Annotated in this window: 25 protein-coding genes; 12 read left to right on the plus strand and 13 right to left on the minus strand. The window is 65.4% G+C overall.

Annotated elements, in window-relative coordinates; genetic code table 11:
* Positions 1-498: a GNAT family N-acetyltransferase gene (locus AC6UUM_RS10180; protein WP_500802165.1), complete on the plus strand. Its 498-nt coding sequence runs from the start codon at positions 1-3 to the stop codon at positions 496-498.
* Between the two features lie 55 nt (positions 499-553).
* Here AC6UUM_RS10180 and AC6UUM_RS10185 read toward each other — a convergent pair whose 3' ends face one another.
* The 8 genes from AC6UUM_RS10185 to AC6UUM_RS10220 form a co-directional block, all read right to left on the minus strand.
* Positions 554-769, minus strand: coding sequence for a DUF2283 domain-containing protein (locus AC6UUM_RS10185; protein ID WP_500802166.1), 216 nt, complete (start codon positions 767-769; stop codon positions 554-556).
* A complete protein-coding gene (locus AC6UUM_RS10190; RefSeq protein WP_500802167.1) occupies positions 766-915 on the minus strand; it encodes a hypothetical protein in 150 nt (49 codons plus the stop codon). The genes AC6UUM_RS10185 and AC6UUM_RS10190 overlap by 4 nt, the downstream gene beginning before the upstream one ends.
* A gap of 121 nt (positions 916-1,036) precedes the next feature.
* On the minus strand, positions 1,037-2,755 hold the full coding sequence (ilvD, locus tag AC6UUM_RS10195; RefSeq protein ID WP_500802168.1) for a dihydroxy-acid dehydratase: 1,719 nt from the start codon (positions 2,753-2,755) through the stop codon (positions 1,037-1,039).
* Between the two features lie 52 nt (positions 2,756-2,807).
* A complete protein-coding gene (locus tag AC6UUM_RS10200; RefSeq protein ID WP_500802169.1) occupies positions 2,808-3,527 on the minus strand; it encodes an N-formylglutamate amidohydrolase in 720 nt (239 codons plus the stop codon).
* A gap of 132 nt (positions 3,528-3,659) precedes the next feature.
* Positions 3,660-3,941, minus strand: a complete 282-nt coding sequence (locus tag AC6UUM_RS10205; protein ID WP_500802170.1) for a hypothetical protein — start codon at positions 3,939-3,941, stop codon at positions 3,660-3,662.
* 329 nt (positions 3,942-4,270) lie between these two features.
* Complete coding sequence (locus tag AC6UUM_RS10210; protein ID WP_500802171.1) at positions 4,271-5,089, minus strand: 4-(cytidine 5'-diphospho)-2-C-methyl-D-erythritol kinase; 819 nt, start codon at positions 5,087-5,089, stop codon at positions 4,271-4,273.
* A 40-nt stretch (positions 5,090-5,129) separates the two neighbouring features.
* Positions 5,130-6,824: a hypothetical protein gene (locus AC6UUM_RS10215; protein ID WP_500802172.1), complete on the minus strand. Its 1,695-nt coding sequence runs from the start codon at positions 6,822-6,824 to the stop codon at positions 5,130-5,132.
* 232 nt (positions 6,825-7,056) lie between these two features.
* On the minus strand, positions 7,057-8,706 hold the full coding sequence (locus tag AC6UUM_RS10220; RefSeq protein WP_500802173.1) for an electron transfer flavoprotein-ubiquinone oxidoreductase: 1,650 nt from the start codon (positions 8,704-8,706) through the stop codon (positions 7,057-7,059).
* A 128-nt stretch (positions 8,707-8,834) separates the two neighbouring features.
* On the opposite strand from AC6UUM_RS10220, the gene AC6UUM_RS10225 reads away from it, so the two are divergent.
* Together AC6UUM_RS10225 and AC6UUM_RS10230 are read left to right on the plus strand one after the other, a co-directional pair.
* On the plus strand, positions 8,835-9,572 hold the full coding sequence (locus tag AC6UUM_RS10225) for a uracil-DNA glycosylase family protein (RefSeq protein ID WP_500802174.1): 738 nt from the start codon (positions 8,835-8,837) through the stop codon (positions 9,570-9,572).
* On the plus strand, positions 9,572-11,473 hold the full coding sequence (locus tag AC6UUM_RS10230) for a lytic transglycosylase domain-containing protein (protein WP_500802175.1): 1,902 nt from the start codon (positions 9,572-9,574) through the stop codon (positions 11,471-11,473). The genes AC6UUM_RS10225 and AC6UUM_RS10230 overlap by 1 nt, the downstream gene beginning before the upstream one ends.
* A 6-nt stretch (positions 11,474-11,479) precedes the next feature.
* On the opposite strand, the gene AC6UUM_RS10235 is transcribed toward AC6UUM_RS10230, so the two are convergent.
* Positions 11,480-11,878, minus strand: coding sequence for a GFA family protein (locus AC6UUM_RS10235; RefSeq protein ID WP_500802176.1), 399 nt, complete (start codon positions 11,876-11,878; stop codon positions 11,480-11,482).
* Between the two features lie 61 nt (positions 11,879-11,939).
* On the minus strand, positions 11,940-12,323 hold the full coding sequence (locus AC6UUM_RS10240; protein WP_500802177.1) for a VOC family protein: 384 nt from the start codon (positions 12,321-12,323) through the stop codon (positions 11,940-11,942).
* Between the two features lie 79 nt (positions 12,324-12,402).
* Here AC6UUM_RS10240 and moaB point away from each other — a divergent pair, with 79 nt between their 5' ends.
* The 5 genes from moaB to AC6UUM_RS10265 all read left to right on the plus strand — a co-directional run bounded on the left by moaB (position 12,403) and on the right by AC6UUM_RS10265 (position 15,485).
* Positions 12,403-12,930 (plus strand): molybdenum cofactor biosynthesis protein B, encoded by a 528-nt coding sequence (gene moaB, locus AC6UUM_RS10245; RefSeq protein WP_500802178.1) that lies wholly within the window; start codon positions 12,403-12,405, stop codon positions 12,928-12,930.
* A 3-nt stretch (positions 12,931-12,933) separates the two neighbouring features.
* Entirely contained in the window at positions 12,934-13,383 is a 450-nt protein-coding gene (locus AC6UUM_RS10250) for a hypothetical protein (protein ID WP_500802179.1), read from the plus strand.
* 145 nt (positions 13,384-13,528) lie between these two features.
* Positions 13,529-13,918 (plus strand): DUF3224 domain-containing protein, encoded by a 390-nt coding sequence (locus AC6UUM_RS10255; RefSeq protein WP_500802180.1) that lies wholly within the window; start codon positions 13,529-13,531, stop codon positions 13,916-13,918.
* On the plus strand, positions 13,896-14,987 hold the full coding sequence (locus AC6UUM_RS10260; RefSeq protein WP_500802181.1) for a PA0069 family radical SAM protein: 1,092 nt from the start codon (positions 13,896-13,898) through the stop codon (positions 14,985-14,987). Before AC6UUM_RS10255 ends, AC6UUM_RS10260 begins: the two co-directional genes overlap by 23 nt.
* 45 nt (positions 14,988-15,032) lie before the next feature.
* Positions 15,033-15,485, plus strand: coding sequence for a hypothetical protein (locus AC6UUM_RS10265; RefSeq protein WP_500802182.1), 453 nt, complete (start codon positions 15,033-15,035; stop codon positions 15,483-15,485).
* On the opposite strand, the gene AC6UUM_RS10270 is transcribed toward AC6UUM_RS10265, so the two are convergent.
* The 3 genes from AC6UUM_RS10270 to AC6UUM_RS10280 all read right to left on the minus strand — a co-directional run bounded on the left by AC6UUM_RS10270 (position 15,464) and on the right by AC6UUM_RS10280 (position 19,026).
* Positions 15,464-17,086, minus strand: coding sequence for a long-chain-fatty-acid--CoA ligase (locus AC6UUM_RS10270; RefSeq protein ID WP_500804952.1), 1,623 nt, complete (start codon positions 17,084-17,086; stop codon positions 15,464-15,466). The genes AC6UUM_RS10265 and AC6UUM_RS10270 overlap by 22 nt on opposite strands.
* A gap of 288 nt (positions 17,087-17,374) precedes the next feature.
* Complete coding sequence (locus tag AC6UUM_RS10275; protein WP_500802183.1) at positions 17,375-18,166, minus strand: CDP-alcohol phosphatidyltransferase family protein; 792 nt, start codon at positions 18,164-18,166, stop codon at positions 17,375-17,377.
* A complete protein-coding gene (locus tag AC6UUM_RS10280; RefSeq protein ID WP_500802184.1) occupies positions 18,163-19,026 on the minus strand; it encodes a phosphatidylserine decarboxylase in 864 nt (287 codons plus the stop codon). Before AC6UUM_RS10280 ends, AC6UUM_RS10275 begins: the two co-directional genes overlap by 4 nt.
* A gap of 82 nt (positions 19,027-19,108) precedes the next feature.
* Here AC6UUM_RS10280 and AC6UUM_RS10285 point away from each other — a divergent pair, with 82 nt between their 5' ends.
* The 4 genes from AC6UUM_RS10285 to AC6UUM_RS10300 all read left to right on the plus strand — a co-directional run bounded on the left by AC6UUM_RS10285 (position 19,109) and on the right by AC6UUM_RS10300 (position 24,692).
* Entirely contained in the window at positions 19,109-19,666 is a 558-nt protein-coding gene (locus AC6UUM_RS10285; protein WP_500802185.1) for an LOG family protein, read from the plus strand.
* Between the two features lie 63 nt (positions 19,667-19,729).
* Positions 19,730-20,953 (plus strand): NADP-dependent isocitrate dehydrogenase, encoded by a 1,224-nt coding sequence (locus AC6UUM_RS10290; RefSeq protein WP_500802186.1) that lies wholly within the window; start codon positions 19,730-19,732, stop codon positions 20,951-20,953.
* A gap of 59 nt (positions 20,954-21,012) precedes the next feature.
* Positions 21,013-22,842 (plus strand): DUF885 domain-containing protein, encoded by a 1,830-nt coding sequence (locus AC6UUM_RS10295; RefSeq protein ID WP_500802187.1) that lies wholly within the window; start codon positions 21,013-21,015, stop codon positions 22,840-22,842.
* A 44-nt stretch (positions 22,843-22,886) separates the two neighbouring features.
* The gene (locus AC6UUM_RS10300; protein ID WP_500802188.1) at positions 22,887-24,692 is read left to right on the plus strand and encodes a DUF885 domain-containing protein; all 1,806 of its coding nucleotides are present in this window, start codon (positions 22,887-22,889) and stop codon (positions 24,690-24,692) included.
* Positions 24,693-24,700: the final 8 nt, after the last annotated feature.

The following is a 24,700-nucleotide window of genomic DNA, read 5'->3' on the forward strand; positions in this document are numbered from 1 at the left end:
ATGACCCTGACCGTCCGCCCCGTATTGCCGGAAGACGCCGCCGAACTGGCCGAATTGCTGAATGAAATCATCGCGCGCGGTGGCACCACGGCCTTTGAAACGCCGTTCACGCCCGAACATCTGCGCGATGCCTATCTCACCGGCGCAACCGTGCATTGCTGTTTCGTTGCGCAAGGCGATGGCCAACTGCTCGGCTTTCAGACGCTGGGCACGCAGAACTTCCTGCCCGCCAGTATTGGCGACATCGCCACCTTCACCAGGCTGGGCGGCACGCAATCCGGCGTTGGTTCCGCGCTGTTCGCCGCCACCACGGCGCGGGCCCGCGCACTTGGCCTCAGCGCAATCAACGCCACCATCCGCGCCGACAATGCGGGCGGCCTCGCCTTCTACAGCCGCATGGGCTTCATCGATCACGAAGTCGTTCCGGCGGTGCCCCTGAAGGACGGCACACCGGTGGACAGGGTCAGGAAACGGTTCGCGCTTAAGGGCACCGCCTGAGCAGGGCTCAGCGCAGTGCGGCCGCCTGTTCTATCAAACCATTTGACGATGTCAGTCAGGCGGCTTTGCTGCCCTTCAGCGGCAGGGACACGGCCTCAACACTGTCCAGATCAAGCCGGCCCGACGCATGATCGATATCGAAGCCAATGATGTTGCCGGCGGCATCAAAATCGGCGTTGAGGCCATCGGCAAGTTCGCGCGTTTCCGTGGCCGGCACATGGCGGAACGCGATGTAGAGACTGTCTGTCTCGGGATAATAATGGAGCTTCATGGCTGATCGTCTCGAAAATTGCGGTCGATGAAGGCATTGTGCAGCGTCGTACCATCATCGAGCGTTACGACCCGAAGGATGGGCTTTTCTGTCTCGCCGGGCAAGAGCACTGCACCCCAGAAGCGAATACGGCCATCGGGCTGCACAGAGCGAGCCAATGGTCCGGCCAGAACGTCGCGGCAAAGTTGCACGGTAAGGTAGGGGCGTCGCGCCAATATCTGTTCGGTAAAAATAGCGCGTTTCCGCCATTTTCCGGCGCCCCTCTCCTCAGATGTCGGCAAACACGTGCGTCTCAGCCTTGGCCCCCGGATGCGTCACCGCCCCCAATCTCGCGGAACCAACGGTCTGCGCGAATTTCCAGATTGCGCCCGATTGGTAATCGGTCTGACGCGGCACCCAGGCCGCCCGCCGAGCGGCCAGCGTGGCTTCGTCCACCTCCAGATCGATCGTGCCCTGATTGGCATCGATGGTGATGATGTCGCCATCCTCCACCAGCGCGATCGGGCCGCCTTCCGCGGCCTCCGGGCCGACATGGCCGATGCAGAAGCCGCGGGTGGCGCCGGAGAAGCGGCCATCGGTGATCAGCGCCACATCCTCGCCAAGGCCCAGGCCATAGAGCGCCGCCGTGGTGGAGAGCATCTCGCGCATGCCCGGCCCGCCCTTGGGGCCTTCATAACGGATGACGATCACGCAGCCCCGGGCGATGTCACGGGCCTCGACCGCCGCGAACGCCGCTTCCTCGCCTTCGAACACCCGCGCCGGGCCACTGAAGCGCAGCGTCTTCATGCCCGCCACCTTCACGATTGCACCATCGGGCGCGAGGCTGCCCTTCAGGCCAACCACGCCGCCAGTCGGCGACAAGGGTGTCGCCACCGGATAGATCACCTTCTGATCCGGGTTCCACGTCACTTCCGCGATATTCTCGGCCAGCGTCTTGCCGGTCACTGTCATGCAATCGCCGTGCAGAAAGCCGGCGTCGAACAGCGCCTTCAGCGCCATATAGACGCCGCCGGCATCATACATGTCCTTGGCGACATAGCGCCCGCCCGGTTTCAGATCGGCGATATAGGGCGTCGTCTTGAAGATTTCGGCCATGTCGAACAGATCGAAATCCACCCCGCATTCATTGGCCATGGCCGGCAGGTGCAGCGCCGCATTGGTCGAGCCGCCGGTCGCCGCCACGATCCGCGCTGCATTTTCAAAGGCCTGGCGTGTACAGATGTCACGTGGCCTGAGGTTGCGCTCGATCAGGGTCATGATCTGCTTGCCGGCCGCAATCGCGATGTCGCCGCGCGTCTGATAGGGTGCCGGCGTCATGTTGCTATTGGGCAGGCTCAGGCCAATGGCTTCGCCCACGCACGCCATGGTGTTGGCGGTGAACTGCCCGCCGCACGCGCCATGGCCGGGGCACGCGACCTTTTCCAGCGCCGTCAGCCGCGCCAGCGGGCAACTGCCCGCCGCAAAGCCGCCCACCGCTTCGAACACATCGACAACCGTGACATCCTGATTTTCAAACCGGCCCGGCAGGATCGATCCGCCATAAACGAAGATGCTCGGCACGTTCAGCCGCAGCATCGCCATCATCATGCCGGGCAGGCTCTTGTCGCAACCGGCAAAGCCGATCAGCGCATCATAACAATGGCCTCGCATCGAAAGCTCAACCGAATCGGCAATGATGTCGCGGCTGACCAGGCTGGCCTTCATGCCCTGATGGCCCATGGCGATGCCGTCGGTGACAGTGATGGTGTTGAACCGCCGCGGCATCCCGCCGGCTTCGTTCACGCCGATCCGCGCTGCATCGGCCTGCGCGTCAAGCGTGGTATTGCACGGCGCCGAATCGTTGCCGGCCGACGCGATGCCGACGAACGGCCGGGCGATCTCTTCCTCGGTCAGCCCCATGGCGTAATAATAGCTGCGATGCGGCGCCCGCTCCGGACCGACCGAAACATGGCGTGATGGCAGCTTGGACTTGTCGAATCTTGTCATTGCATGGCCTCATTCGATAACAAAATTGCCGTGCCTCAGCCACACCGGCGCGTCAAGCCAGACTGCGCCGCACGCTGGCGATGCAATCGGCCAATATGTGCGTCCAACGCGCCACGCCTTCCTTGTCGCGCAGGCCGTCGTTTCGCACCTCGATGCCGACATAGGGGATACCGGCGGCTTCGGCATGGGTGTCGAGCGTGTAGTTGAGCGTGGTGCCCGAATAGGGCTGATTGTCCCCCACATGCAGGCCGCGCGTCGCCAGCGCCAGTATCGCGGCACGGGCACCGCGATCATCGTGATTGTAGAGGATGCCCACCGGCCACGGCCGTTCCTCGTCCGGCCGGGTGGCCAATTGCGGGGTGAAGCTGTGGACGGCGATGATCAGCGCCGGGCGCTGGCTGGCGATCTGGGCGGCGATGCAATCGTGGTAGGGCCGATGGATGGCAGCGATGCGCAGCTCGCGTTCGGCGGCGGGCAAATCCCAGTTGCCGGCGATGATATGGCCATCGCTGCTGGCCGGCACGGCGCCGGGATCATCCGGATCGCGGTTGAGATCGACCACCAGCCGCGACACGGTGGCGATGATCGCCGGCGCCGCCAAGGTGCGCGCCAACCGGCGGGTGAGCGCATCAGTGCCGATGTCCACCGCCACATGATCGCCCATCAACGCCGGCGGCACGCCCAGTTCGATACCCGGCGGCACATCGGCCGCCGCATGATCGGCGACCAGCAGGATATCGGCGGTGCCAGGCAGGAGTTCGGGCCGGTGCATGCCCAAGCCATAGCCGGGCTGCGCCATGGGTGAAAGCGGACAAAAAAACGCCCGGTGGGGGGCCACCGGGCGTTCAAGGTCATCCTGGGTCAGGATGGAGGGAAAACAGACGGGGCAAGCGCCCCGGCTGGATCAGTTGCCGGTGGTGCTGGCCGACAGCGCGGCCAGTTCGGTGCCGAGCAGCTTGGCAGCAGCGGCGAACTTCTTGCCGGCTTCGAACTTGGCGTCTTCGGCGCACAGCTTTTCGCCGGTGGCAACCAGCTTCAGCGCCTTGGCGGCATCGTCACCGCCCTTGGCATCGGCCAGGGTGCGGATCTGGGCCGGGGTGGCGGTGCAGCTGACGTTGGCAGCGGCAGCCGGAACGGCGGCGATGGCGAGAACGGCGAGCGGCAGAGCGATCAGACGGGTGAACATAGCGGGTCTCCTGGACGGCGGGTGGTTAAGCAAGACTGGCTGATTTGAGCGCCACCGGCCGGCCCGAGGGGGGGAGGGTTGAGCGCTGACTGAGCAGCGCTCAAATCAACTGTCGCCGGTTTAAGCGCGGCTCAGTTCATCGTCAACCGTTATTTTGAGCACAAATCAGTTTGGTGCAGTGCAGCGTCGTTATTCCAATGGGTTGGATGAATGACGTAGGGTGAAATTCGGCATTGCACCCAAGCTGGATGCACGATTTCCAGGCGATGATACCGGAAATTTCGAGTCGCACTTCAATCTTGTGAGTTCGACTCAGGGCTGCGGCCGACTCAGAGGATCGCGGTCGGGCAAAGCCACCAGCCTTGCCCGGCCAGCGCCCCCGCCGCCCGGTCGCGCGCGCCATCATCCGGGTACAGCGCCAGGCAGGTGGCCCCCGAACCGCTCATCCGCACCAGCGTCGCTTCGCCGCCGGCCGCCAGCGCCGCCAGCACATCGGCAATCACCGGCTGGATCGCCACGGCCGCAGCCGTCATGTCATTGCGCAGCGCCGGCAAGGGGGTATCGGCTGCGATGCCGCCGCGATCCTGCCGGTCCCAGCCGGCAAACACCGGGCCGGTCGGCACAGCCACGCGAGGGTTGACCAGCAACACAGGCAAACCTGCAGGGTCATGTGGCCAGGCCGAAAGCGCCTCCCCCTTTCCGGTTCCCAGCAGGGTGCGGCTGAACACGCACACCGGCACATCGGCCCCAAGCGGTTCGGCCAGCGCCGCCAGTCGTTCCAGCGGCCAATCCAGCCCCCACAGCCGATTGAGCAAGCGCAGCGCCGCCGCCGCATCGGCCGAACCGCCGCCCAGGCCCGCCGCAACCGGGATCTGCTTGTCGAGATGCAGGCGCGCGCTTGGCCGTATGCCCGCTGCTGCCGCCAGCGCCCTTGCGGCGCGCAGCACCAGATTGTCGTCGCCCACATCCGCCGCCGCTGCGGTCGGCCCGGTCAGGCTGAGCGTCAGCGTGTCGGCCGCCTCCCCGTGCAGCGTGTCGCCGAACGCGGTGAAGGCAAAGATGCTTTCCAGATCATGATAGCCATCCGGCCGTCGCCGCCGCAGGTGCAGCGCCAGGTTGATCTTGGCCGGGGCATGTTCACTGATCATCTTGGCCGGCATTGGCGCGGCAAGCCGTTCCCTGCAACTTCTATCGAAGGGCCAGCATCGCGCCGGCCGCATCCAGGCCGAAATCCAGCCGCGCCTGCAACTGCCGCCGCTCATCGGCTGCCACGCTGCCGGCACCTGCGCCGGGTGCCGTCATTGCCAGTGCTTCGCGCCAGCGGAAGCGCGCTTCGATGCGGCGCCCCTGCCGCCACAGCGCATCGCCAAGATGGCTCATGATCGTCGGGTCTTGCGGCTCCAGGCTGACGGCGCGTTCCAGCGAGATTACCGCCTTGTCGATCTCGCCCAGGCGCAACTGCATCCAGCCCAGCGAATCGATGATGCCGCCATCCCCGGGCCGCAGCGCCGCCGCCCGTTCGATCAGGCTGCGCGCTTCCGCGGCGCGCGGGCCGGCCTGCTGGTCGCGCTCCAGCAAACTGTAGCCCAGATAATTCAGCACACTCGGCTCTTCCGGCATCAGCAGCAGCGCGGCGCGCAGATCGGCCTCTGCACCCGGCCAGTCGCCGGCGCGATCGCGCATCATGCCGCGCAGATAATGCAGGTTCCAGGCCGTCGCGCCCAGGCTGGCCCCGAACCGATCGATGGCGATGCCATAGGCTGTCGCTGCATCGGCATAGCGCTCGGCCCTGCGATGCCAGCCGGCAAGGCCCGCCCAATCCTCGGCCGACGCACCAGGCGCATCGGCTGCCGATTTCAGCAACTGCCCGGCCGCAGCTGTATCGCCGGCCGCTTCCAGCACCGCCGCCCGCCTGGCCCGGACCGCTTCATCGAGCCCCAGTCCGGCCGGCACCCGCGCCAAGGCCGCCAACGCCGCCTGGGCCTGGCCATCACCGCCCAACACATCGCCAAGCGTCAGCCAAGTGGCTGGCAATTCTGGCGCCATGAAACTGGCCAGCCGCGCAAACAGCAGCGCCAGCGGCTCGGCGCGTTCGCGCGCCAGATCGCCGGCCAGCCGCACCGACAGCCACGCCAGCGCCTGGCGCGGCTCTGTCACCAGCAGGCCGAGCCGCTTGCCTGCAACAAGGCGCTCACGCGCCGCTGCCGTCGGCTGATCGCTGGGGAACAGCACCGCCAGCGCCTCGTCCCGCCGCCCGGCCATGGCCAGCGCATCGGCCTGGCCCTGGCGCAGGAACATCGCCGCCACGCCGCCGCCGATCCGCGCCTGGCGATAGGCCGCCGCTGCCTCATCCCAGCGGCCCAGCCAGGCCAGCATGTGCGCGCGCTGTTCGGCGACATAGGCGCGCATGAAGCCCTGCGACCGCTGCGGATCGAGCAGCGCCAATGCCGTGCTGCTGTCTCCGCGCGCCGCCGCCGTCCACGCATCGATGATCGGCCCGGCCACCAGCGGCCATCCCTGCCCGCCAAGCTTGCTGCGCAGCGCCGCCACTTCAGCCCAATCCTTGCGCACGGCGGCCTCTGCCAGCCGCGTCATGGTGATTTCGGCATTGGTGGCGCCCGCCGCGGCCAAGCTGCGGGCCAATTTGAAGGCGCGCGGTTGATCGCCCGCCGCAACCGCCAGATCCCAGGCCCGGCGCGTGACCGTGGCCGCAGTCGGGTCCGCCGCGCGTGCTTCTTCCATCAAGCGCGACGCGAGACCGAGTTCATTGTCCAGCGCGGCATAGCGGCTGACGACATAGGCGTGCAGCGCGGATTCAGCGGCCCTTGGGGGGGCGGCCTGGGCGGGGGCTGCGAGGATGAGGAGGAGGAGCGGGATGCGCATGTGGCGCGAGTGTGACGTGGTGGGTTTGGGTTGTCGAGGGGGGCTTGGCGGGCACGGCCGGCGGCAAAGCCGCCGAGTCCGTTTGAGGGGTTGAAGGAAGGCAGAAAGGAAGAGCGCGGCGGAGCCGCGCCGTCGAAGCCGTTCGGTTGGCTTGAAGGGCCAACCGCCAGCCCGGCCGAGCTTGCGCGAGTCCGTGCCCATCGCTGCGCGATGGGCACTGGCCGCGCTGCGCTCACATATTCGGATAATTCGGCCCCCCGCCGCCTTCCGGAACCACCCACTGTATGTTCTGCGTCATGTCCTTGATATCGCACGTCTTGCAATGCACGCAATTCTGCGCATTGATCTGCAAACGCGGCGCATTCTCTTCCACGCCGACGATCTCATAGACGCCGGCCGGGCAATAACGCTGCGCCGGTTCGTCATAGAGCGCATAATTGACCTCCACCGGCACCGATGCGTCTTTCAGCGTCAGGTGGCAGGGCTGGTCTTCTTCGTGGTTGGTGTTCGAAAGGAACACGCTGGTCAGCCGGTCAAAGCTGATGACACCATCGGGCTTGGGATAGACGATCTTCTTCGCCTCACCCTTCTTGCGCATGTGGGTGTTGTCGGGCGTCAGTTTGAAGGTGAACGGCAGTTCATAGCCCAGATATTCCATCCACATCATCACGCCGCCCAGCACCGTGCCCACCGTGGTGCCGAATTTCTCGACCGCCGGCAGCACGTTGCGCACCATCTTCAGCTCTTCGGACACCCAGCTCTTTTTGTAGGCGGCCTCATAGGCGGTCAGTTCGTCGCTGCCGCGTTGTGCCGCAATCGCCGCCACCGCCGCTTCCGCGGCCATCATGCCGGTCTTCATGGCGGTATGGCTGCCCTTTATGCGCGGCACGTTGAGGAAGCCGGCCGCACAACCGATCAGCGCGCCGCCGGGGAAGGCCAGTTTCGGCACTGCCTGCCAGCCGCCATCGTTGATCGCCCGCGCGCCATAAGACACGCGGCGGCCGCCTTCCAATATCTCGCGGATTGCCGGATGCGTCTTCCAGCGCTGGAATTCCTCGAACGGCGACAGGTGCGGATTGTCGTAATTCAGCCAGACCGAGAAGCCGAGCGCGACCTGGCCATTGGCCTGGTGATAGAGGAAGCCGCCGCCATTGGCATCGCTCAGCGGCCAGCCCTGGCTGTGGATCACGCGGCCCGGCACATGCTTGTCGGCCGGAATGTCCCACAATTCCTTCAGGCCAATGCCGTAAATCTGCGGCTGGCTGTCCTTGCGCAGGTCGAAGCGCTTGATCACCTGCTTCGACAAATGCCCGCGCGCGCCTTCGGCAAAGAAGGTGTATTTGGCGTGGATTTCCAGGCCCGGGGTCCAGCTGTCCTTGCGGCTGCCATCCTTGGCGATACCCATATCGCCGGTGGCGACGCCCTTCACGCTGCCGTCGTCGTTGTACAGCACTTCGGCGGCGGCAAAGCCGGGGAAAATTTCCACGCCCACCGCTTCGGCCTGGCCAGCCAGCCAGCGTGTGAGATTGCCCAGGGACACGGTGTAGCAGCCGACATTGTGCATGAACGGCGGCAGCAGCGCGTGCGGAAATTCGGTCTTGCCGGTTTCGCTGAGGATCCAGTGGTGATTTTCCGTCACCGGCACGGTCATCGGCGAATCCATCGTCCGCCATTCGGGCAGCAGTTCATCGAGCGCGCGCGGATCGACCACGGCGCCCGACAGGATATGCGCGCCGATCTCGCTACCCTTTTCCAGCACGCACACCGAAAGCTCCAGCCCCAGGCGCTGCGCTTCCTGCTTGGCGCGGATCGCGGCTGACAGACCGGCTGGTCCGCCTCCCACGATCACCAGATCATAGGGCATGGATTCCCGTTCGCTCACGTGACGTTCCCCAACTGTGCCGACATCGGAAGGCTTTGGCGGCGCTCCGGCTGTCGCAGACTTGACATGATCCGACAGATAGCGGGCCAGACAGGGCTTGACCAGACACGCCGGCCTGCGGCTTGTGGGTGATTGTGCTGCCAAATGTCGCCCCCCTGGATACAGACGCCGCCCGCGAGGCGCTGGCGTTCCTGATCGCGGCCGGTTGCGATGTGCCGTTGGACACGTCGCCGCGGCGCTGGCTGGAGACGGTTGCTGCGCCCGCCGTGGCAATCGCGGCCCCCACGGTCGCTGAAGCGCCGCCCCGCGCCCCGGCAAAGCCCGCGCCCCGCGATCCGGCGGCGCCGCACCCGGCGCTGGCCTGCGATGATGTGCCGGCACTGCTGGCGCTGCTCGGCCGCTTCCCGGCGGCGCGGCAGCATCCGCCGCTGCTCTATCAAGGCAATCTGGATTCTCGTGTCTGGGTGCTGATCGATCGGCCCGATCTGGACGCAACCCACCGCGACACCATCGATCGCATGATCGCTGCCATTGATCTGGATTGGTCACGCGCAGCCCTGGTCAGCCGCCTCGCCTTTCCGACTCCGGGGGACAGCGAGCCGACACCCGATCTGCTCGCGCGCTTCACCCCGGTGCTGGACCGTCTGGCCGTGCTGGCGCCGCCCGCGCATGTTCTGGCGCTGGGCCAGGTCGCCGCCGAAATGGCCGGCAGCACGGCCCGCCTGGCCAGCAGCCGCGGCAGCTGGTTTGATTGGGCCGGCGCGCGCCTGCTGCCCTCCATCCATCCGCGCACCATGGCGAACAGCAAGGAATTGAAGGCGCAGGCCTTTGCGCATCTGAAACTGTTCAAGGCGGCCATCGCCTGATGCGCCCGTTGCTGCCGCTGTTCGTCTGGCTGCTGGCCGCACCGGCGCTGGCCATCACCGTGCCGCCCGACCTGCAACCAGCGGCGCAGTTGCAACCTCTGCCGCCTGCCGCGACACCGATGATGGTGGTGAACGGCCAGCGACCCGGCATCACCGCCCGCCAACGCATGGTGCCGCCGCAATTGAGTGAAGCCGAGCGCATCGCCTGGCGCAAAATCCTCCTCGATCTTGATGCCGGCCGTTACAGCAAGGCCGAAGCCGCAATCGCCGCCGAGCCGCCCGGCCTGCTGAGCGAGAGCGCCCGCGCGGCCTTGATCGCGGCGCGCGGGGCCGGTCGGCTGACGCGCGCCGATCTCGCCACATGGCTGGCTGCCAATGCTGATCAGCCGCTGGCCGCCAAGATCGCCAAGCTGGCCGAAGCCATGGCCGGCGCCGATGCCGCGCCCCTGCCGCTACTGCCCGAGGCGCGCGCCTTCCGCCCTGTCAGCGTGCCAGGCTATACGGTCGAGCGCGGCGTGGGCGATGCCGATCTCGCCGATCAGCTGAAGCCGCTGCTCGCCGCCGATCGCAATGATGAAGCCGAACGGCTGTGGCTGGCGCAGTCGGGGCAATTGTCGCCGTGGGCGCGCAGCGAATGGGCGGCGCGCATCGCCTGGAACCATTATCGCATGGGCGATGATCTGGCGGCGTGGCGCATCGGCCTGGATGCTGCCGCCGGATTGGGCCAAGGTGCCGCCGATGGCGCCTGGGCGGCCGGATTGGCGGCGTTCCGGCTGGGCCGCTGGCGCGATGCCGCCGCCGCGTTCGATCTGGTGAATTCTGGTCCCGAAGATGCCCGTGCCGCCGCCTCGTTCTGGGCAGCGCGCAGTTGGCAGCGCAGCGGCGATCCGGCGGCGCAGCGCGATCGGCTGCAGCGGGCGGCCGCATCGCGCAACACATTCTATGGTATCTTGGCGCGGCGCACGCTTGGCATCGATCAGGGCCTGGATTGGGCCGAGCCGGATTTCATCACCGCCGACTGGAATTATCTGAAGGATGTGCCCGGCGCCCGCCGCGCCGCCGCGCTGGTGGAAATCGGTCAATTGGGCCTGGCAGACCGCGAACTGCGCCATCTGGCCGCGACGATGCCCGCCGATACCTATCCGGCGATCTTGCGGCTGGCGGCGCGGCTCGATCTTCCGGCGACGCAATACAGCCTGGCCATCCGCTCCCCTGTCGGGCTGGAGGCTCCGCTGTCGGCGCGCTATCCGGCGCCGGATTGGGTGCCGTTCCGCGGCTGGCGGCTGCCGCGGGCGCTGATCTTTGCCCATGCCCTGCAGGAATCGGCGTTCATCACCACCGCCGGCAGCCGGGTTGGTGCGCGTGGCCTCATGCAATTGATGCCCGACACCCGCGATCTCGTGCACCGCCGCATCAGCCGTGACATGCCCGACGCCGAACGAGCAAGGCTTGGCGTGGTGGGTGACATCACCGATCCCGCCTATAATTTCGAACTGGGCCAGACTTATCTCGAAATGCTGGGCAACATGGGTTTGACCAGCGGCCTGCTGCCCAAGGTGATTGCCGCCTATAATGCCGGGCCCGGTGCGGTGCTGAAATGGAACAGCACCCTGGATGATCAGGGCGATCCGTTGCTGTTCATCGAATCCATCCCCTATCGCGAAACCCGGCAATATGTGCGCGTGGTGATGCGCAACCTGTGGATGTATGAACTGCGCGAAATGGGTGCACCGGCTTCGCTGGAGGCGGTCGCACAGGGCCTGTGGCCGCGCCTGCCCGGCATCGGCGGGCCCGCGGCCGTCAAGCGCGAAGCCCTGGCCATCCGCCCGCGCCCGCTGCCCGGCAGCTTTGCCCCCGAAGCCTGGCCGGCCGACGACCGCGCCGTCGCCGGCGGCAAATAGCGCACCTCAGTCCGGAAACCGCTCGAACGCTGGCAGCGCGTGCGCGCTTGCCATCCAGACGATCCGCTCGGCCGTCTGGATATGCAAATCCGCCGGAAAGGCGTCGGGATCATCGAAGGTCGCGGCCTGGATATCGACGATCCCCGGCAGCATGTCAGCATTGCGATAGAAAAGCCCGGTGCCGCAATCACCGCAGAAACTGCGCATTGCGGCGCCGGATGAATTGCGGGTTTTGGCCGTGCCGCTGGTCACCCGGAAGGCATCGTCGGCAAACATCGCCCAGGCCACCATCGGCGCGCCCGCTGCCTTGCGGCAATCCGCACAATGGCACAGCGCGACATGCATCGGTGCGCCCGTCACCTCATAGCGCACCGCGCCACAATGGCATCCACCTGCCTGTGTCATCCCCTGCCTCCCCAAAACAATCTTCAGAACGTATCAGGAACATATGCAGCGTGCAAGCCTGTCAGCCGACTTGCGTGATGCTCAGCAGATTGCCTTCGCTGTCGTTGAACCAGCCAATGCGCGCCTGGCCACCGGGGGCCAGCCACAGCCCATCCGCGCCCTGCCCCATACCCGGATAGATGATCATCGTCACCCCGTGCGCCGTCAGCGCCGCTGCGCACGCCGCGGCATCATCCACGTGAAAGCCCAACACCGGATGCGGGCCGGGCGCCACATCGGGCAGCGCCGTCAGCCGGATCCAGCCTTCGCCACAGGCAAACTGATCACCGAAATGATCGATCTGCGCCAGCCCCAGGCTCAGCACCGGCCCCAGCACATCGCCATAAAATGCCCGCGCCCGCAGCCGATTGGCCACGCAGATCATCGCCATCAATCGTGCCGTCATTGCCCTTGCCTCCCGTAAAAACCGCCATGGTTGTTCGTCCACCATGACACCGCCGCCCCGCGCAGTTTAACCTCGGTCCATGTCCGTAGACGAGTCGCTTGTGTTCGTGCCCCTCAACATCGCCGTGCTCACGGTGAGCGATACACGCGACGCCGCCACCGATCGCAGCGGCGACACGTTGGTGGACCGGTTGACCAGCGCCGGCCACAATTTGGCCGCCCGCAGCATTGCCAAGGATGAAGTGCCGATATTGGTCGCGCAGCTGACCAGCTGGATCGACGATGCTGGTATCGATGTGATCATCACCACCGGCGGCACTGGCGTCACCGGGCGCGATGTCACCCCCGAGGCGCTGGACCAGGTGATCGAAAAGCCCATCCCCGGCTTTGGCGAATTGTTCCGCTGGCTCAGTTTCCAGACGATCGGCACCAGCACCATACAGTCGCGCGCCTGCGCCGGCGTGGCGCGCGGTACCTATATCTTCTGCCTGCCCGGCTCAACCGGCGCCGTGAAGGACGGGTGGGACGGCATTCTCGCCAGCCAGCTCGACAGTCGCCACCGGCCCTGCAATTTCGCCGATCTCATTCCGCGTCTGCAGGAACGCTGAGCGGTGCGCTATTTTGTCGATTGCGAATTCAATGGCTTCGACGGGCCATTGATCTCGATCGCGTTGGTGCCCGAAGTGGAGAGTCGACCGGATTTCTATGCGGTGCTGCCGTGCCACCGGCCGCGGCGCTGGGTGGCCGATCATGTCATGCCGGTGCTCGGCGCAGTGCCGCATGCCCGCGCCGATGTGGTGGCGGCACTCACCGACTATCTGATCGGCGATCCCGATCCGCTATTGGTCGCCGATTGGCCGGAGGATATCGCCCACGCTGCCAGCCTGCTCGCCTATCAGGGCCGCTGCCTGGTGCCGCACGTGCGCTTTACGCTGCTCAACCTGCCCGGTTTCGACACGGCAAGCGCCAGTGCCCTGCCCCATAATGCCATTGCCGACGCCCGTGCGCTGCGCCGGGAAGTGCTGGCACGGGAGGCCCGGCCGGGCGGCGTGGCGGCCTGAACTGCACGGATTGACGATTCTGCTTGGCAACCGCAGTTTGTTCCTGTTACGTTTCATTTGTTGAGTGGAGCGAGCCATGTTGCGGATGCTGTTTCTGGCTGTGGTTCTGATTTCGGCACCAGCCATGTCCGGGGATGGAAACCGCATGCAGACCGCGACAGGCCAGTTCCAGGTGACACTTACGCCAATGACCGCCGAGATTGGCGGCACCGGCCGCTTCGGGTTGAACAAGCGGTTCGACGGCGCGCTCGCCGGCACCAGCACCGGGCAAATGTGGAGCGCTGGCGATCCCGGCAAGGGCGAGGCCGGCTATGTCGCGCTGGAAATGGTAGAAGCCAGCCTGGACGGGCAGCGCGGCGGCTTTGCCTTGCAGCACAGCGGCACCATGGCGGGCGGCCAGCAGCAGCTGGATATCAGGATCGTGCCGGGATCGGGCAGCGGTGATCTTGCCGGGATCAGCGGCAGCATGACCATCACCATCAACGGCGGGGTGCATCACTACAGCCTCGATTATGCCCTGCCCGCCCGGCCCTGAATACAGCGGGCGCGGCGCCACCGGGAACAGCACGCCAACCCGCTTTGCCTTGCCCGAACGCCACGCCGATGGGGACTGGCGGGATGAGGCCGGCATTGTTGACGGCAAGGCGCCACGCTTGCGCACCACGGTCACCATCGAACGCGCGCGCACGATCATCACCCGCAACCAATCCCCCGATGTGCCGTTCGACCGCTCGATCAACGCCTATCGCGGCTGTGAACATGGCTGCGTCTATTGCTTTGCGCGGCCAACGCACGCCTTTCACGATCTGTCCCCGGGCCTGGATTTTGAAAGCCGGCTGTTTGCCAAACCCGATGCGCCGGCACTGCTGACGGCGGAACTGGGCAAGCAGACCTATGTTTGTCAGCCGATTGCGCTGGGCACCAACACCGATCCCTATCAACCCATCGAGCGGGATTGGAATATCACCCGTCAAATCCTTGAAGTGCTTGAGGATTGCCACCACCCGGTCACCATCACCACCAAATCCGACCGTGTGTGCCGCGATCTCGATATCCTGGCCCGCATGGCCGCACGCGGTCTGGCCGCGGTGATGATCAGCGTGACGACGCTCGACGCGCAGCTGGCCCGCGTGATGGAACCCCGCGCCGCCACCCCTGCCCGCCGTATCGCAGCCATCGCCAGGCTTAGCGCCGCGGGCGTGCCGGTGTTCATCTCATTGTCCCCCATGATCCCGGCGATCAACGATCATGAGATCGAAGCCATCGTCGCCGCCGGGGCCGAAGCCGGCGCGGTCGGAGCCTATTCAATCCCGGTGCGCCTGCCCCATGAAGTCGCGCCGCTGTTCCGCGACTGGCTGGCCGCGCATTTCCCCGAACGCGCAGCCCGCGTGATGCACCACATCACCACCATGCGCGGCGGCCCAAAGCATGGCAGGGACAATGATCCGCGCTTCTTTGCGCGCTTCCAGGCGCAGGGCCCCTATGCCGCCCTGATGCGGCAACGCTTCCACAAGGCCTGCGACGCGCACCGCCTCAGCCGCGACCGCATCGCGCTCGATACCGCGCAATTCCGGCCACCCTCCGACCAGATGTCCCTGTTCTGACGGGAACCGCTTCGTCCGCCATGGGTTGGACAAGCGGAGGTGCCCATGACCAAGCCGCGCGACCGATATATTGAAGACAATTCAGAGCAACGCGAACCGGATCAGGCGCAGGACGTCGCCGAAGATGCGTTGGCGCCGGAGGATGCCGACAATTCCCTCGACAGCCGCAAACCCGAAGGCGGCATCAGCGATGACGACAGCAATGTCCACGACACCGTTGACCTTATGAAGCAAATGCTCACCTCCGGCCGGATCGACATGGGCGCCTTTGCCGGCGAGCCCCTGATGGACGATGGCGACGACGCCATGCCCGGCATGCCGGCTGGCCCGATGCTGGACAGCGATGATGACATGATGGAGCCATCATCGGATCAGATCGACGCGGTCGAAGATAGTGGCAACGATCCGCTGGCATTGGTGGTCAGCGATGATGACGGATATGGTGATAGCGGACGAACCGATCCGATCGCTGCCGCTCACACCGTCGGCAGCACATAATCCTTGTACTGCTCGCGCAGCGCCACCTTCAGCAGCTTGCCCGTCGCGGTGTGCGGCAGGCTCGGCACCACGATCACATCGTCCGGCGTCCACCATTTAGCGATCTTGCCATCCAGATAGGCCAGCACGCCGGCCTTGGTCACCTCCGCGCCCTCCTTGGGCACCACCAGCAGAAGCGGGCGTTCATCCCATTTCGGATGGTGGACGCCGATCACGCAGGCTTCCGCCACGCCGGGCGCGCCGACCGCGACATTTTCCAGATCGATCGACGACACCCATTCACCGCCAGACTTGATCACATCCTTGGCGCGATCGACGATCTGCATGAATCCCAACGGATCGAGCGTCGCGACATCGCCGGTATCGAACCAACCGTCGGGCGTGAAGGCGCTTTGCCCGTCGCCCTTGAAATAGCTGCCGACGATCCACGGCCCACGCACCAGCAGCCGGCCGAACGCCTTGCCGTCACGCGCCATTTCCTCGCCATCATCATCGACAATCTTCATCTCCACGCCGAACACGCCGCGGCCCTGCTTGATACGGATATTGAGCTGATCGCCATAAGCCATTGCATCGGTTTCCGGAATGCCGGCACCCACCGTGCCGAGTGGGGACATTTCGGTCATCCCCCACAGTTGCAGCACCTTCACACCCAACTGGTCATAACGCTCGATCATCGCACGCGGCACCGCCGATCCCCCGATGGCGGTGCGGTCCAGCTTGCCCAGGGTTTCGCCGCTCATTTCCAGATATTGCATCATGCCCAGCCAGATGGTGGGCACGGCCAGCGCCAGATCGACCTCTTCATCGACAATAAGGCGATGCAGCGTCGGCGGGTCGAAATTAGGCCCGCCCATCACCAGCTTGGCCCCGGTGCAGGCCGCGACATAGGGGATGGACCAGGCATTGGCGTGATACATTGGGGCAATGGGCAACACGGTGGTGCGCGCGCCCATGCCAAATGTGTCGGTGGAACTGGCCGCCATCGCATGCAGCACGTTGGAACGATGGCTGTATTGCACGCCCTTGGGATTGCCGGTGGTGCCGCTGGTGTAGCACAGCCCGGCCGGCGCGGTTTCGGGTAGTTCGGTCCATGGCGTGTCAACGCTCTCGCCGGCCAGCAGATCTTCGTAGCACAGCAGGTTCAGGCTGGATTCCGGCATGTGTGCCCGATCGGTGAGCAGGACATAATGTTCGATAGTTGAGAGGCTTGGGGCCAGTTTCTCAACCAGTTTCACAAAGGTGAGATCGAAAAACAGCACGCGATCTTCGGCATGGTTGGCGATGTAGATGATCTGTTCTTCGAACAGGCGCGGATTGATGGTGTGGGCCACGCCGCCCATGCCGGAAATGCCGTACCAGCTTTCCACATGGCGCCAGGTGTTCCAGGCCAGGGTAGCGATACGGTCACCCGGCTGCATGCCCAGCCGCCGCAGCGCACCGGCAACCTGCCGGGCGCGACCGCGCACTTGCGCCCAATTGGTGCGATGCTTTGGGCCTTCACAGCTCAGCGACACGATCTCGCGGGTCGGATGATAGGTCGCGGCGTGGTCGATCAATTTCCATACCAGCAGCGGCCAATCCTGCATCGTTCCCAGCATCATGCGTCTCCCCAAAGCTGCGATCGCGCTTCGCCTGCCCGGCGGCGCGCCTGATGTATGGTTCTTACCGCCCTGATTGCGCGCGCGAAAGAGGGGCTTGACGGAAAGAACATTTGTGGAACATATCAGAAGGAACAGACACAGAACATACTGCGCTGATTCGTCCAGGAGACCATTGATGTTGACGATGTTGCTGATGGTGCTGGCCTGCCTCGCCACCTGGGCGCTGATCGGGCTGATGCTGGGTGATGCGCGCGATGCCTTGCGCGACGCATTGGGCGGTGGCGCTCAGGGTGGAGGTTGGATGCCATCTGCACTGCCGACGGCCACGGCGCGACCCGCGCGCCGGCGATAGGACCGAACCGCAAGCGGCAGCGCGCCGGCATAAAGTGATGTCAGCACGGCGAGCGTTGCCCACGGGTTGGTGAACAGCGCGCCGGCAAACAGCCCGACCGCACCCAGCGCCGGCAGGCGCCACGACGGCCGCAGCCGGATCGATCCCCAGCTGTAGCTTGGCAGGCTGGAGATCATGGTGAAGGCGACCAGCAATGTGGTCACCGCCACCAGAGTCGCTCGCACGGTCATATCGTCCATGGCGTCCGGCGCCAGCCAGAATTGAACGAACATCGGGCTGAGCGTCAGCCCCGCGGCCATCGGGGCCGGCACGCCCGTAAGGAAACCGAGTTTCTTGTGCGGGCCTTCGACGGCGTCGATCTGCGCATTGAAGCGCGCCAGCCGCAGCGCGCAGGCAATGGCATGGGACAGTGCAATCACCCAGCCCATGTTGCCCGGCAAATACTGCAAGGCCCACAGATACAGCACCAGCGCCGGTGCCACGCCAAAGGCCGTCACGTCTGACAAGGAATCCAGCTCAGCGCCAAAGCGGCTGGCGCCCTTCAGCAGCCGGGCGATGCGGCCATCGATGCCATCGAGCACGCCGGCCAGCAGGATGGCGCCCACCGCCTTCTCCCACTCCCCGCCGATCGCAAAGCGCACGGCGGTCAGGCCGAAGCACAAGGCCAGCACCGTGACGGCATTGGGCACCACAGCACGCAGCGGGATGCCGCGGCGCGTGCTCACTGCGCCTGCGCACCCTGCATGGCAGGCAGGCCCTTCACGGCCAGGATGGTTTCGCCGGCAATCGCACGCTGGCCCACCGCCACGGCCGGCACATAGCCCGCGGGCAGGAACACATCGACGCGGCTGCCAAAGCGGATCAGGCCAAAGCGTTCCCCCACCTTCAGCATCTGGCCGACTTCCACCCATTTCATGATGCGCCGCGCCACCAGCCCGGCAATCTGGGTGAAACCGACGCGCGCGCCGCCCGCATCCTCCATCACGAAATATTGCCGCTCATTCTCGTCGCTGGCCTTGTCGAGATCGGCATTCAGGAATTTGCCCGGCACATAGACGATGCGCGTCAAACGGCCGGCAATCGGTGCGCGGTTGATGTGCACATCGAACACATTCATGAACACCGAAACGCGCGTCATCTGGCCCGGTGCCAGCCCGCCTTCGCCCAACAACTGGCGCGGCACCTCCACATTGGTGATCAGGCTGATCAGGCCGTCGGCCGGCGACACGATCAGCGCCTCGCCAATCGGCGTCACCCGCACCGGATCGCGGAAAAACGCCGCCACCCAAATGGCGATACCCAGCAGGAGGAAGCTGAGCGCGGTCCATTCCAGCCAAAGGCCGCTGATCAGCACGGCGACCAGCGCGATCCCAAGGAACTTGCGGCCTTCGGGATGCATGTCGGGCAGGCGATATTTGGCCGATTCGCCGGGCACCAACGGCAGCGGGCCCGACGGCACAGGCGGCGCGGGCAACACGGCTGGAACTTCAGACGGCAATTCCGGCACTGGGGCCGAAGTCACCTTCAAGGCGTTCAACTCGGCCTCGAGTTCCTCGATGGTCAGCTTCTTGTCATTGTCGGTCATCGCGCTGCTTTAGCCCCGCCATACGCCACTTGGCAATTCATCGTGGATTGCGCGCCACGCGGCGATGCGCCAGATGGCGGCCATGATCCAATCGCTGCTGCTGTTCTGCGGGTCGCGCCCCGGCCATGATCCGGTGCATGCCGAACTGGCGGCCGGCCTGGGCGCCTTGTGCGCCGCGCGCGGGATCACATTGGTCTATGGCGGCGGGCGCGTCGGCCTGATGGGGGTGGCGGCGCGTGCCTGCAAGGCTGCTGGCGGCCGCGTGATCGGCATCATCCCGCGGCTGTTGATGACCACCGAAATCGCCCAGGACGGCCTGGATGAACTGCATGTCGTGGAAACGCTGCACGAGCGCAAGGCGTTGATGCACCGCATGTCCGATGCGATTATCGCCCTGCCCGGCAGCATCGGCACACTTGATGAACTGTTCGAAAGCCTGACCTGGCGCGAACTCGGCATCCACGACAAACCGATCTGGCTGATGGGCGGCAAGCATTACTGGCAGCCGTTGACAGCGCTGCTCGGCCACATCGGCGCGGCTGGTTTCGGCCCGCCGCATCTTGAAACGCTGGCGGAGCCGCTGGCCGATCTGTCCGCCCTGTCGGAAAAGCTGGTGGAATCTGGGCCATGCAACCATTGACCGGCGCGGGCGCGCGACCCTAAGACTGCAGCATTCGGTCGCAGCGCACGCAGGATATAGTCAATGCCCAAGATCAAGGTCGAAAACCCCGTCATCGAGCTGGACGGCGACGAGATGACCCGGATCATCTGGCAGTGGATCCGCGATCAGCTGATCCTGCCCTATCTCGACATCAATCTGCACTATTATGACCTCAGCATCGAAAACCGCGACGACACCAACGACAAGGTGACCGTGGAATCGGCCAATGCCATCCGTGAATATGGCGTGGGCGTGAAATGCGCCACCATCACCCCGGATGAAGATCGGGTGAAGGAATTCGGGCTGAAGCGGATGTGGAAATCGCCAAACGGCACCATCCGCAACATCCTGGGCGGCGTGGTGTTTCGCGAACCCATCGTCATCAAATCGGTGCCGCGGCTGGTGCCGGGCTGGACCGATCCGATCGTCATCGGTCGCCACGCCTTTGGCGATCAATATCGCGCCACCGATTTCAAGGTGCCCGGCCCCGGCAAGCTGACCATGCGCTGGGAAGCCCAGGACGGCAGCCAGGTAATCGAACATGAAGTGTTCGAATATCCCTCTGCTGGCGTTGCCATGGGCATGTACAATCTTGACGACAGCATCCGCGATTTCGCCCGCGCCAGCTTGAACTATGGCCTCGATCGCGGCTGGCCGGTGTATCTGTCCACCAAGAACACCATCCTCAAGGCCTATGACGGCCGCTTCAAGGATCTGTTCCAGGAAGTCTATGACGAGGAGTTCAAGGCGCGCTTCCGCAAGGCCGGCATCGTCTATGAACATCGCCTGATCGACGATCTGGTGGCCAGCGCTTTGAAATGGTCGGGCAAATTCGTGTGGGCCTGCAAGAATTACGACGGCGATGTGCAGTCCGACATGGTGGCGCAGGGCTATGGCAGCCTGGGCCTGATGACCAGCATCCTGATGACGCCCGACGGCAAGACCGTGGAAGCCGAAGCCGCGCACGGCACCGTGACGCGCCATTATCGCATGCACCAGGAAGGCAAGCCGACCAGCACCAACCCGATCGCCAGCATCTTCGCCTGGACCGGCGGGCTGAAGCATCGCGGCAAGCTGGATGGCACACCGGCGGTGACGCGCTTTGCCGAAACCCTGGAGCGCGTGTGCGTGGAGACGGTGGAATCAGGCGCGATGACCAAGGATCTCGCCCTGCTGATCGGCCCGGATCAGGCGTGGATGACCACGGAGAAATTCTTCGAGGCGATCCGCGCCAATCTGGATGTCGCCATCGCCAAGGGGCTGTAGGCCCTGCCCCTTGCACTCCCTTGCCGCGCCCGTCAGAAGGGCGCGCAAGGGAGACTGTCATGAATGCAATGAACCTCAGCCGCCGCCACCTGCTGGCCGGCACCGCCGCCGTTGCCGCCACCGCTGCCCTGCCCGCCTTCGCCCAGATGGCCGGCCCTGCCGCGGCTGGTGAAGATGGCAAGTTGCTGGCGCTGTTCGATGCGTTCTTCAACGAAGGCGTCGATGAAAGCCCGGAACAGGCGACCTCGCTTGGCCTCGACAAGGGCGCCCGAGCCGCGTTGAAGGGCCAGCTTTCCGATCAGTCACAGGCCGGCCAGGCCCGGCGGCAGGCGCGCACGGCCGATCAACTCAAGCGGCTGCGCAGCGTGAACCGCGCCGCGCTGTCGGAAAATCGCCGACTCGATTATGATGTGGTGGAATATGATCTCAGCCGTGCCGTCGCCAGCAGCGCGCGGTTCAAATTCGGTTCGGCGCGCGGCAATTTCCAGCCCTATGTGATCAGCCAGCAGCACGGGCCGTTCACGCGCATTCCGGATTTCCTCGATACGCAGCACCGCATCAGCAATGCCGCCGATGCCGATGCCTATCTGTCGCGCTTGTCGGCCTATGGCAAAACGCTGGACGACAATCTGGCCTGGGCCAACGCCGACGCCGCAAAGGGTGTCATCGCGCCGGATTTTGCGCTCGATCTGGCGCTGGCGCAGCTTGATGCGATCCGGTCCACCCGCGCCGCCGATACGGTGCTGGTTACCAGCATCGCCCGCAAGGCCAAGGCCGCCGGGCTGGGCGACGATTGGGCGGCGCGCGCCACTGGCATTGTCGAACAGACGGTCTATCCCGCCTATGATCGCTACATCGCCGGGGTGAAGGCCCTGCGAGCACGGGCCAGCGCCGACGCCGGCGTGTGGAAACTGCCCGATGGTGCGGCTTACTATGACGCCGGGGTCAAATCCTCGACCACCACCAATCTGACGCCGGAAGAGGTTCACCAGCTTGGTCTGGCGCAAGTGGCGGAGATCACGGCGCAGCTCGATACCATGCTGAAGGCGCAGGGCCTGACCCAGGGCAGCGTCGGCGCGCGGCTGGTGGCCTTGAGCGAGCGGCCCGACCAAGTCTTCCCCAACACCGATGCCGGTCGTGCCGATGTGATCCGCCTGCTGAACGAGCAGGTGAAAGACGCCATGCCGCGCCTGGCCAATCTGTTCATCACCCTGCCCAGGGCCCAGGTGGAGGTGCGCCGCGTGCCGGCCTTCATCCAGGATGGCGCCGCCAACGGCTATTACCAGGGCCCGGCCCCGGATGGCAGCCGGCCGGGCGCCTTCTACATCAACCTGAAAGACACCGCCGAATGGCCGCGCTTCACGCTGGCCACACTGACCTATCACGAAGCCGTGCCGGGCCATCACATGCAGGTGGCCATCGCCCAGGAAAGCCCGGATATCCCGATGCTGCGCCGCCGCGGCGGTTACAGCGCCTATTCCGAAGGCTGGGCGCTCTACGCCGAACAGGTCGCCGACGAATTGGGCGTCTATGCGCAGGATCCGCTCGGCCGCATCGGCTATCTGCAAAGCTTCCTGTTCCGCGCGGCGCGACTGGTCGCCGATACCGGCCTGCACCACAAGCGCTGGAGCCGGGACAAGGCGACGCAATATTTCGTCGATACGCTGGGCTATGCCAAGGGGCGCAGCCAGCGCGAGATCGAGCGTTATTGCGTCAACCCCGGCCAGGCGCTCAGCTACAAGATCGGCCATATGCAATGGGCCAAGCTGCGCGATGCGGTGCGGGCCAAGCAGGGCGCGGCGTTCGATGCGCGCAAGTTCCACGAAATCCTGCGCGCCGGCGCGATGCCGCTGGTGCTGCTGGAACGCGAAGTGATGCGGCGGGCATGAGCAGCCTACCCATCGAGCCAGGAGCCACTATGCCCAGCCAAGCCATGAACCGCCGCCAGCTCCTCGCCGGCACCGCTGCGATCGCCGCCACGCCGGCACTGGCGCAAATGGCCGCCGCCGCACCGGGCAGCGCCGATGACCGCCTGCTGAAATTGTTCGAAGCGATGTTTGCCGAAGGCATCGCCGATTCCCCGGAACGCGCCACGTCGTTGGGGCTGGATACCGGCGCCAACGCCGGGCTGAAATCACGTCTGTCCGATTACAGCCGCGCCGGGCGCGATGCCGATCTGGCCCGTGCCGCCAGCCAGTTGCAGCGGTTGCAGGCCATCGACCGCGCCAGCCTGACGCCGCCGCGCCAGCTGGACCGCGATGTGGTGGAATATGATCTGGCGCGCCGCGTCGCCAACGAACGCCGCTTCACCTTCGGCAGCGCCGGCGGCAATTTCAGCCCTTATGTGCTGTCGCACAGCGACGGCGCCTACCGGTCGGTGCCGGGCTTTCTGGAAAGCCAGCACCGCGTGACCAGCGCCAGCGACGCGCAGGCCTGGCTGGCGCGGGTGGCCGCCTTTGCCACCGCGCTCGATCAGGAAACCGGGCGCATGAACCAGGAAGCCGCACAAGGTGTCGTGCTGCCCGCCTTCCTGTTCGATCTCGCCTTGCCGCAGATCACCCGGCTGCGCGCGGCGCCGGCCGCTGAGACCGTGCTGGTCAAGGCGCTGGCAGCCAAGGCGCGGGCGGCGAATGTGCCCGGCGATTGGGCGGCCGAGGCCACGAAGCTGGTCGAAGAACGGGTCTTCCCGGCGCTCGACCGCCAGATCGCCGCCATCACTGCGCTGCGCCGTTCCGCGACCATGGATGCCGGCGTGTGGAAATTGCCCGATGGCGCGGCCTATTATGACGCTGCGGTCAAATCCTCCACCACCACCAATTACAGCGCCGAAGAGGTGCACCAGCTTGGCCTCGCGCAGGTGGCCGACATCTCGGCGCAACTCGATGGCCTGCTCAAGGGCCAGGGTCTGACGCAAGGCACGGTGGGTGAGCGGCTGGTGGCGCTGAATGAGCGGCCCGATCAGGTCTATCCCAACACCGATGCCGGCAAGGAGCAACTGCTCACCGAATTGCGCGGCCATGCCGCCAGCATGTATCCGCGGCTGGAAAAATTGTTCATCACGCAGCCGCGCGCCAAGCTGGACGTGAACCGGGTGCCGGTGGCCATCCAGGAAGGCGGCGCCGGCGCCTATTACAACAGCGGCACCCCCGATGGCAGTCGCAACGGCACCTTCTTCATCAACCTGACCGACAGTTTCGACCGGCCGAAATTCGGCCTGCCCACCGTCACCTTCCACGAAGGCGTGCCAGGCCACCATTTCCAGGTGATGCTGGCGCTGGAAAGCCCGGACGTGCCGCCGATCCGCCGCCGCGCCGGTTACAGCGCCTATACCGAAGGCTGGGCGCTTTATGCCGAAACGCTGGCCGACGAGATCGGCTATTATGACGGCAATCCGTTGGGCCGCATCGGTTATCTGCAAAGCCTGTTGTTCCGCGCCACGCGGCTGGTGGTCGATACCGGCATCCATCACAAACGCTGGAGCAAGGACAAGGCGATCGATTACATGGTGGCCACCACCGGCTTCGCCAAGGGCCGTACCACCCGCGAAATCGTGCGTTATTGCGCGGCACCGGGCCAGGCGCTCAGCTACAAGATCGGCCATACCAAATGGGTGGCGCTGCGCGATGCGGTGAAAGCCAAACAGGGCGCGACGTTCGATATTCGCCAGTTCCACGAAATCCTGCGGCTGGGCGCGATGCCGCTGGTGCTGCTGGAGCGCGAGGTCATGCGCCGGGCGTAAGGCGTGAC

The organism is Sandarakinorhabdus sp. (genome assembly GCF_987265915.1).

What these genes read in the sequence shown, in the direction of transcription:
- AC6UUM_RS10255 (WP_500802180.1), top strand. Translation starts at nt 13,529, where the DNA reads ATGCAGACCGCGACAGGCCAGTTCCAGGTGACACTTACGCCAATGACC.
- AC6UUM_RS10265 (WP_500802182.1), top strand. Translation starts at nt 15,033, where the DNA reads ATGACCAAGCCGCGCGACCGATATATTGAAGACAATTCAGAGCAACGC.
- AC6UUM_RS10295 (WP_500802187.1), top strand. Translation starts at nt 21,013, where the DNA reads ATGAATGCAATGAACCTCAGCCGCCGCCACCTGCTGGCCGGCACCGCC.
- AC6UUM_RS10180 (WP_500802165.1), top strand. Translation starts at nt 1, where the DNA reads ATGACCCTGACCGTCCGCCCCGTATTGCCGGAAGACGCCGCCGAACTG.
- AC6UUM_RS10210 (WP_500802171.1), bottom strand. Translation starts at nt 5,089, where the DNA reads ATGATCAGTGAACATGCCCCGGCCAAGATCAACCTGGCGCTGCACCTG.
- AC6UUM_RS10230 (WP_500802175.1), top strand. Translation starts at nt 9,572, where the DNA reads ATGCGCCCGTTGCTGCCGCTGTTCGTCTGGCTGCTGGCCGCACCGGCG.
- AC6UUM_RS10205 (WP_500802170.1), bottom strand. Translation starts at nt 3,941, where the DNA reads ATGTTCACCCGTCTGATCGCTCTGCCGCTCGCCGTTCTCGCCATCGCC.
- AC6UUM_RS10185 (WP_500802166.1), bottom strand. Translation starts at nt 769, where the DNA reads ATGAAGCTCCATTATTATCCCGAGACAGACAGTCTCTACATCGCGTTC.
- AC6UUM_RS10290 (WP_500802186.1), top strand. Translation starts at nt 19,730, where the DNA reads ATGCCCAAGATCAAGGTCGAAAACCCCGTCATCGAGCTGGACGGCGAC.
- AC6UUM_RS10235 (WP_500802176.1), bottom strand. Translation starts at nt 11,878, where the DNA reads ATGACACAGGCAGGTGGATGCCATTGTGGCGCGGTGCGCTATGAGGTG.
- AC6UUM_RS10280 (WP_500802184.1), bottom strand. Translation starts at nt 19,026, where the DNA reads ATGACCGACAATGACAAGAAGCTGACCATCGAGGAACTCGAGGCCGAG.
- AC6UUM_RS10240 (WP_500802177.1), bottom strand. Translation starts at nt 12,323, where the DNA reads ATGACGGCACGATTGATGGCGATGATCTGCGTGGCCAATCGGCTGCGG.
- AC6UUM_RS10260 (WP_500802181.1), top strand. Translation starts at nt 13,896, where the DNA reads ATGCCCTGCCCGCCCGGCCCTGAATACAGCGGGCGCGGCGCCACCGGG.
- AC6UUM_RS10270 (WP_500804952.1), bottom strand. Translation starts at nt 17,086, where the DNA reads ATGCTGGGAACGATGCAGGATTGGCCGCTGCTGGTATGGAAATTGATC.
- AC6UUM_RS10285 (WP_500802185.1), top strand. Translation starts at nt 19,109, where the DNA reads ATGATCCAATCGCTGCTGCTGTTCTGCGGGTCGCGCCCCGGCCATGAT.
- AC6UUM_RS10300 (WP_500802188.1), top strand. Translation starts at nt 22,887, where the DNA reads ATGAACCGCCGCCAGCTCCTCGCCGGCACCGCTGCGATCGCCGCCACG.
- AC6UUM_RS10200 (WP_500802169.1), bottom strand. Translation starts at nt 3,527, where the DNA reads ATGCACCGGCCCGAACTCCTGCCTGGCACCGCCGATATCCTGCTGGTC.
- ilvD (WP_500802168.1), bottom strand. Translation starts at nt 2,755, where the DNA reads ATGACAAGATTCGACAAGTCCAAGCTGCCATCACGCCATGTTTCGGTC.
- AC6UUM_RS10215 (WP_500802172.1), bottom strand. Translation starts at nt 6,824, where the DNA reads ATGCGCATCCCGCTCCTCCTCCTCATCCTCGCAGCCCCCGCCCAGGCC.
- moaB (WP_500802178.1), top strand. Translation starts at nt 12,403, where the DNA reads ATGTCCGTAGACGAGTCGCTTGTGTTCGTGCCCCTCAACATCGCCGTG.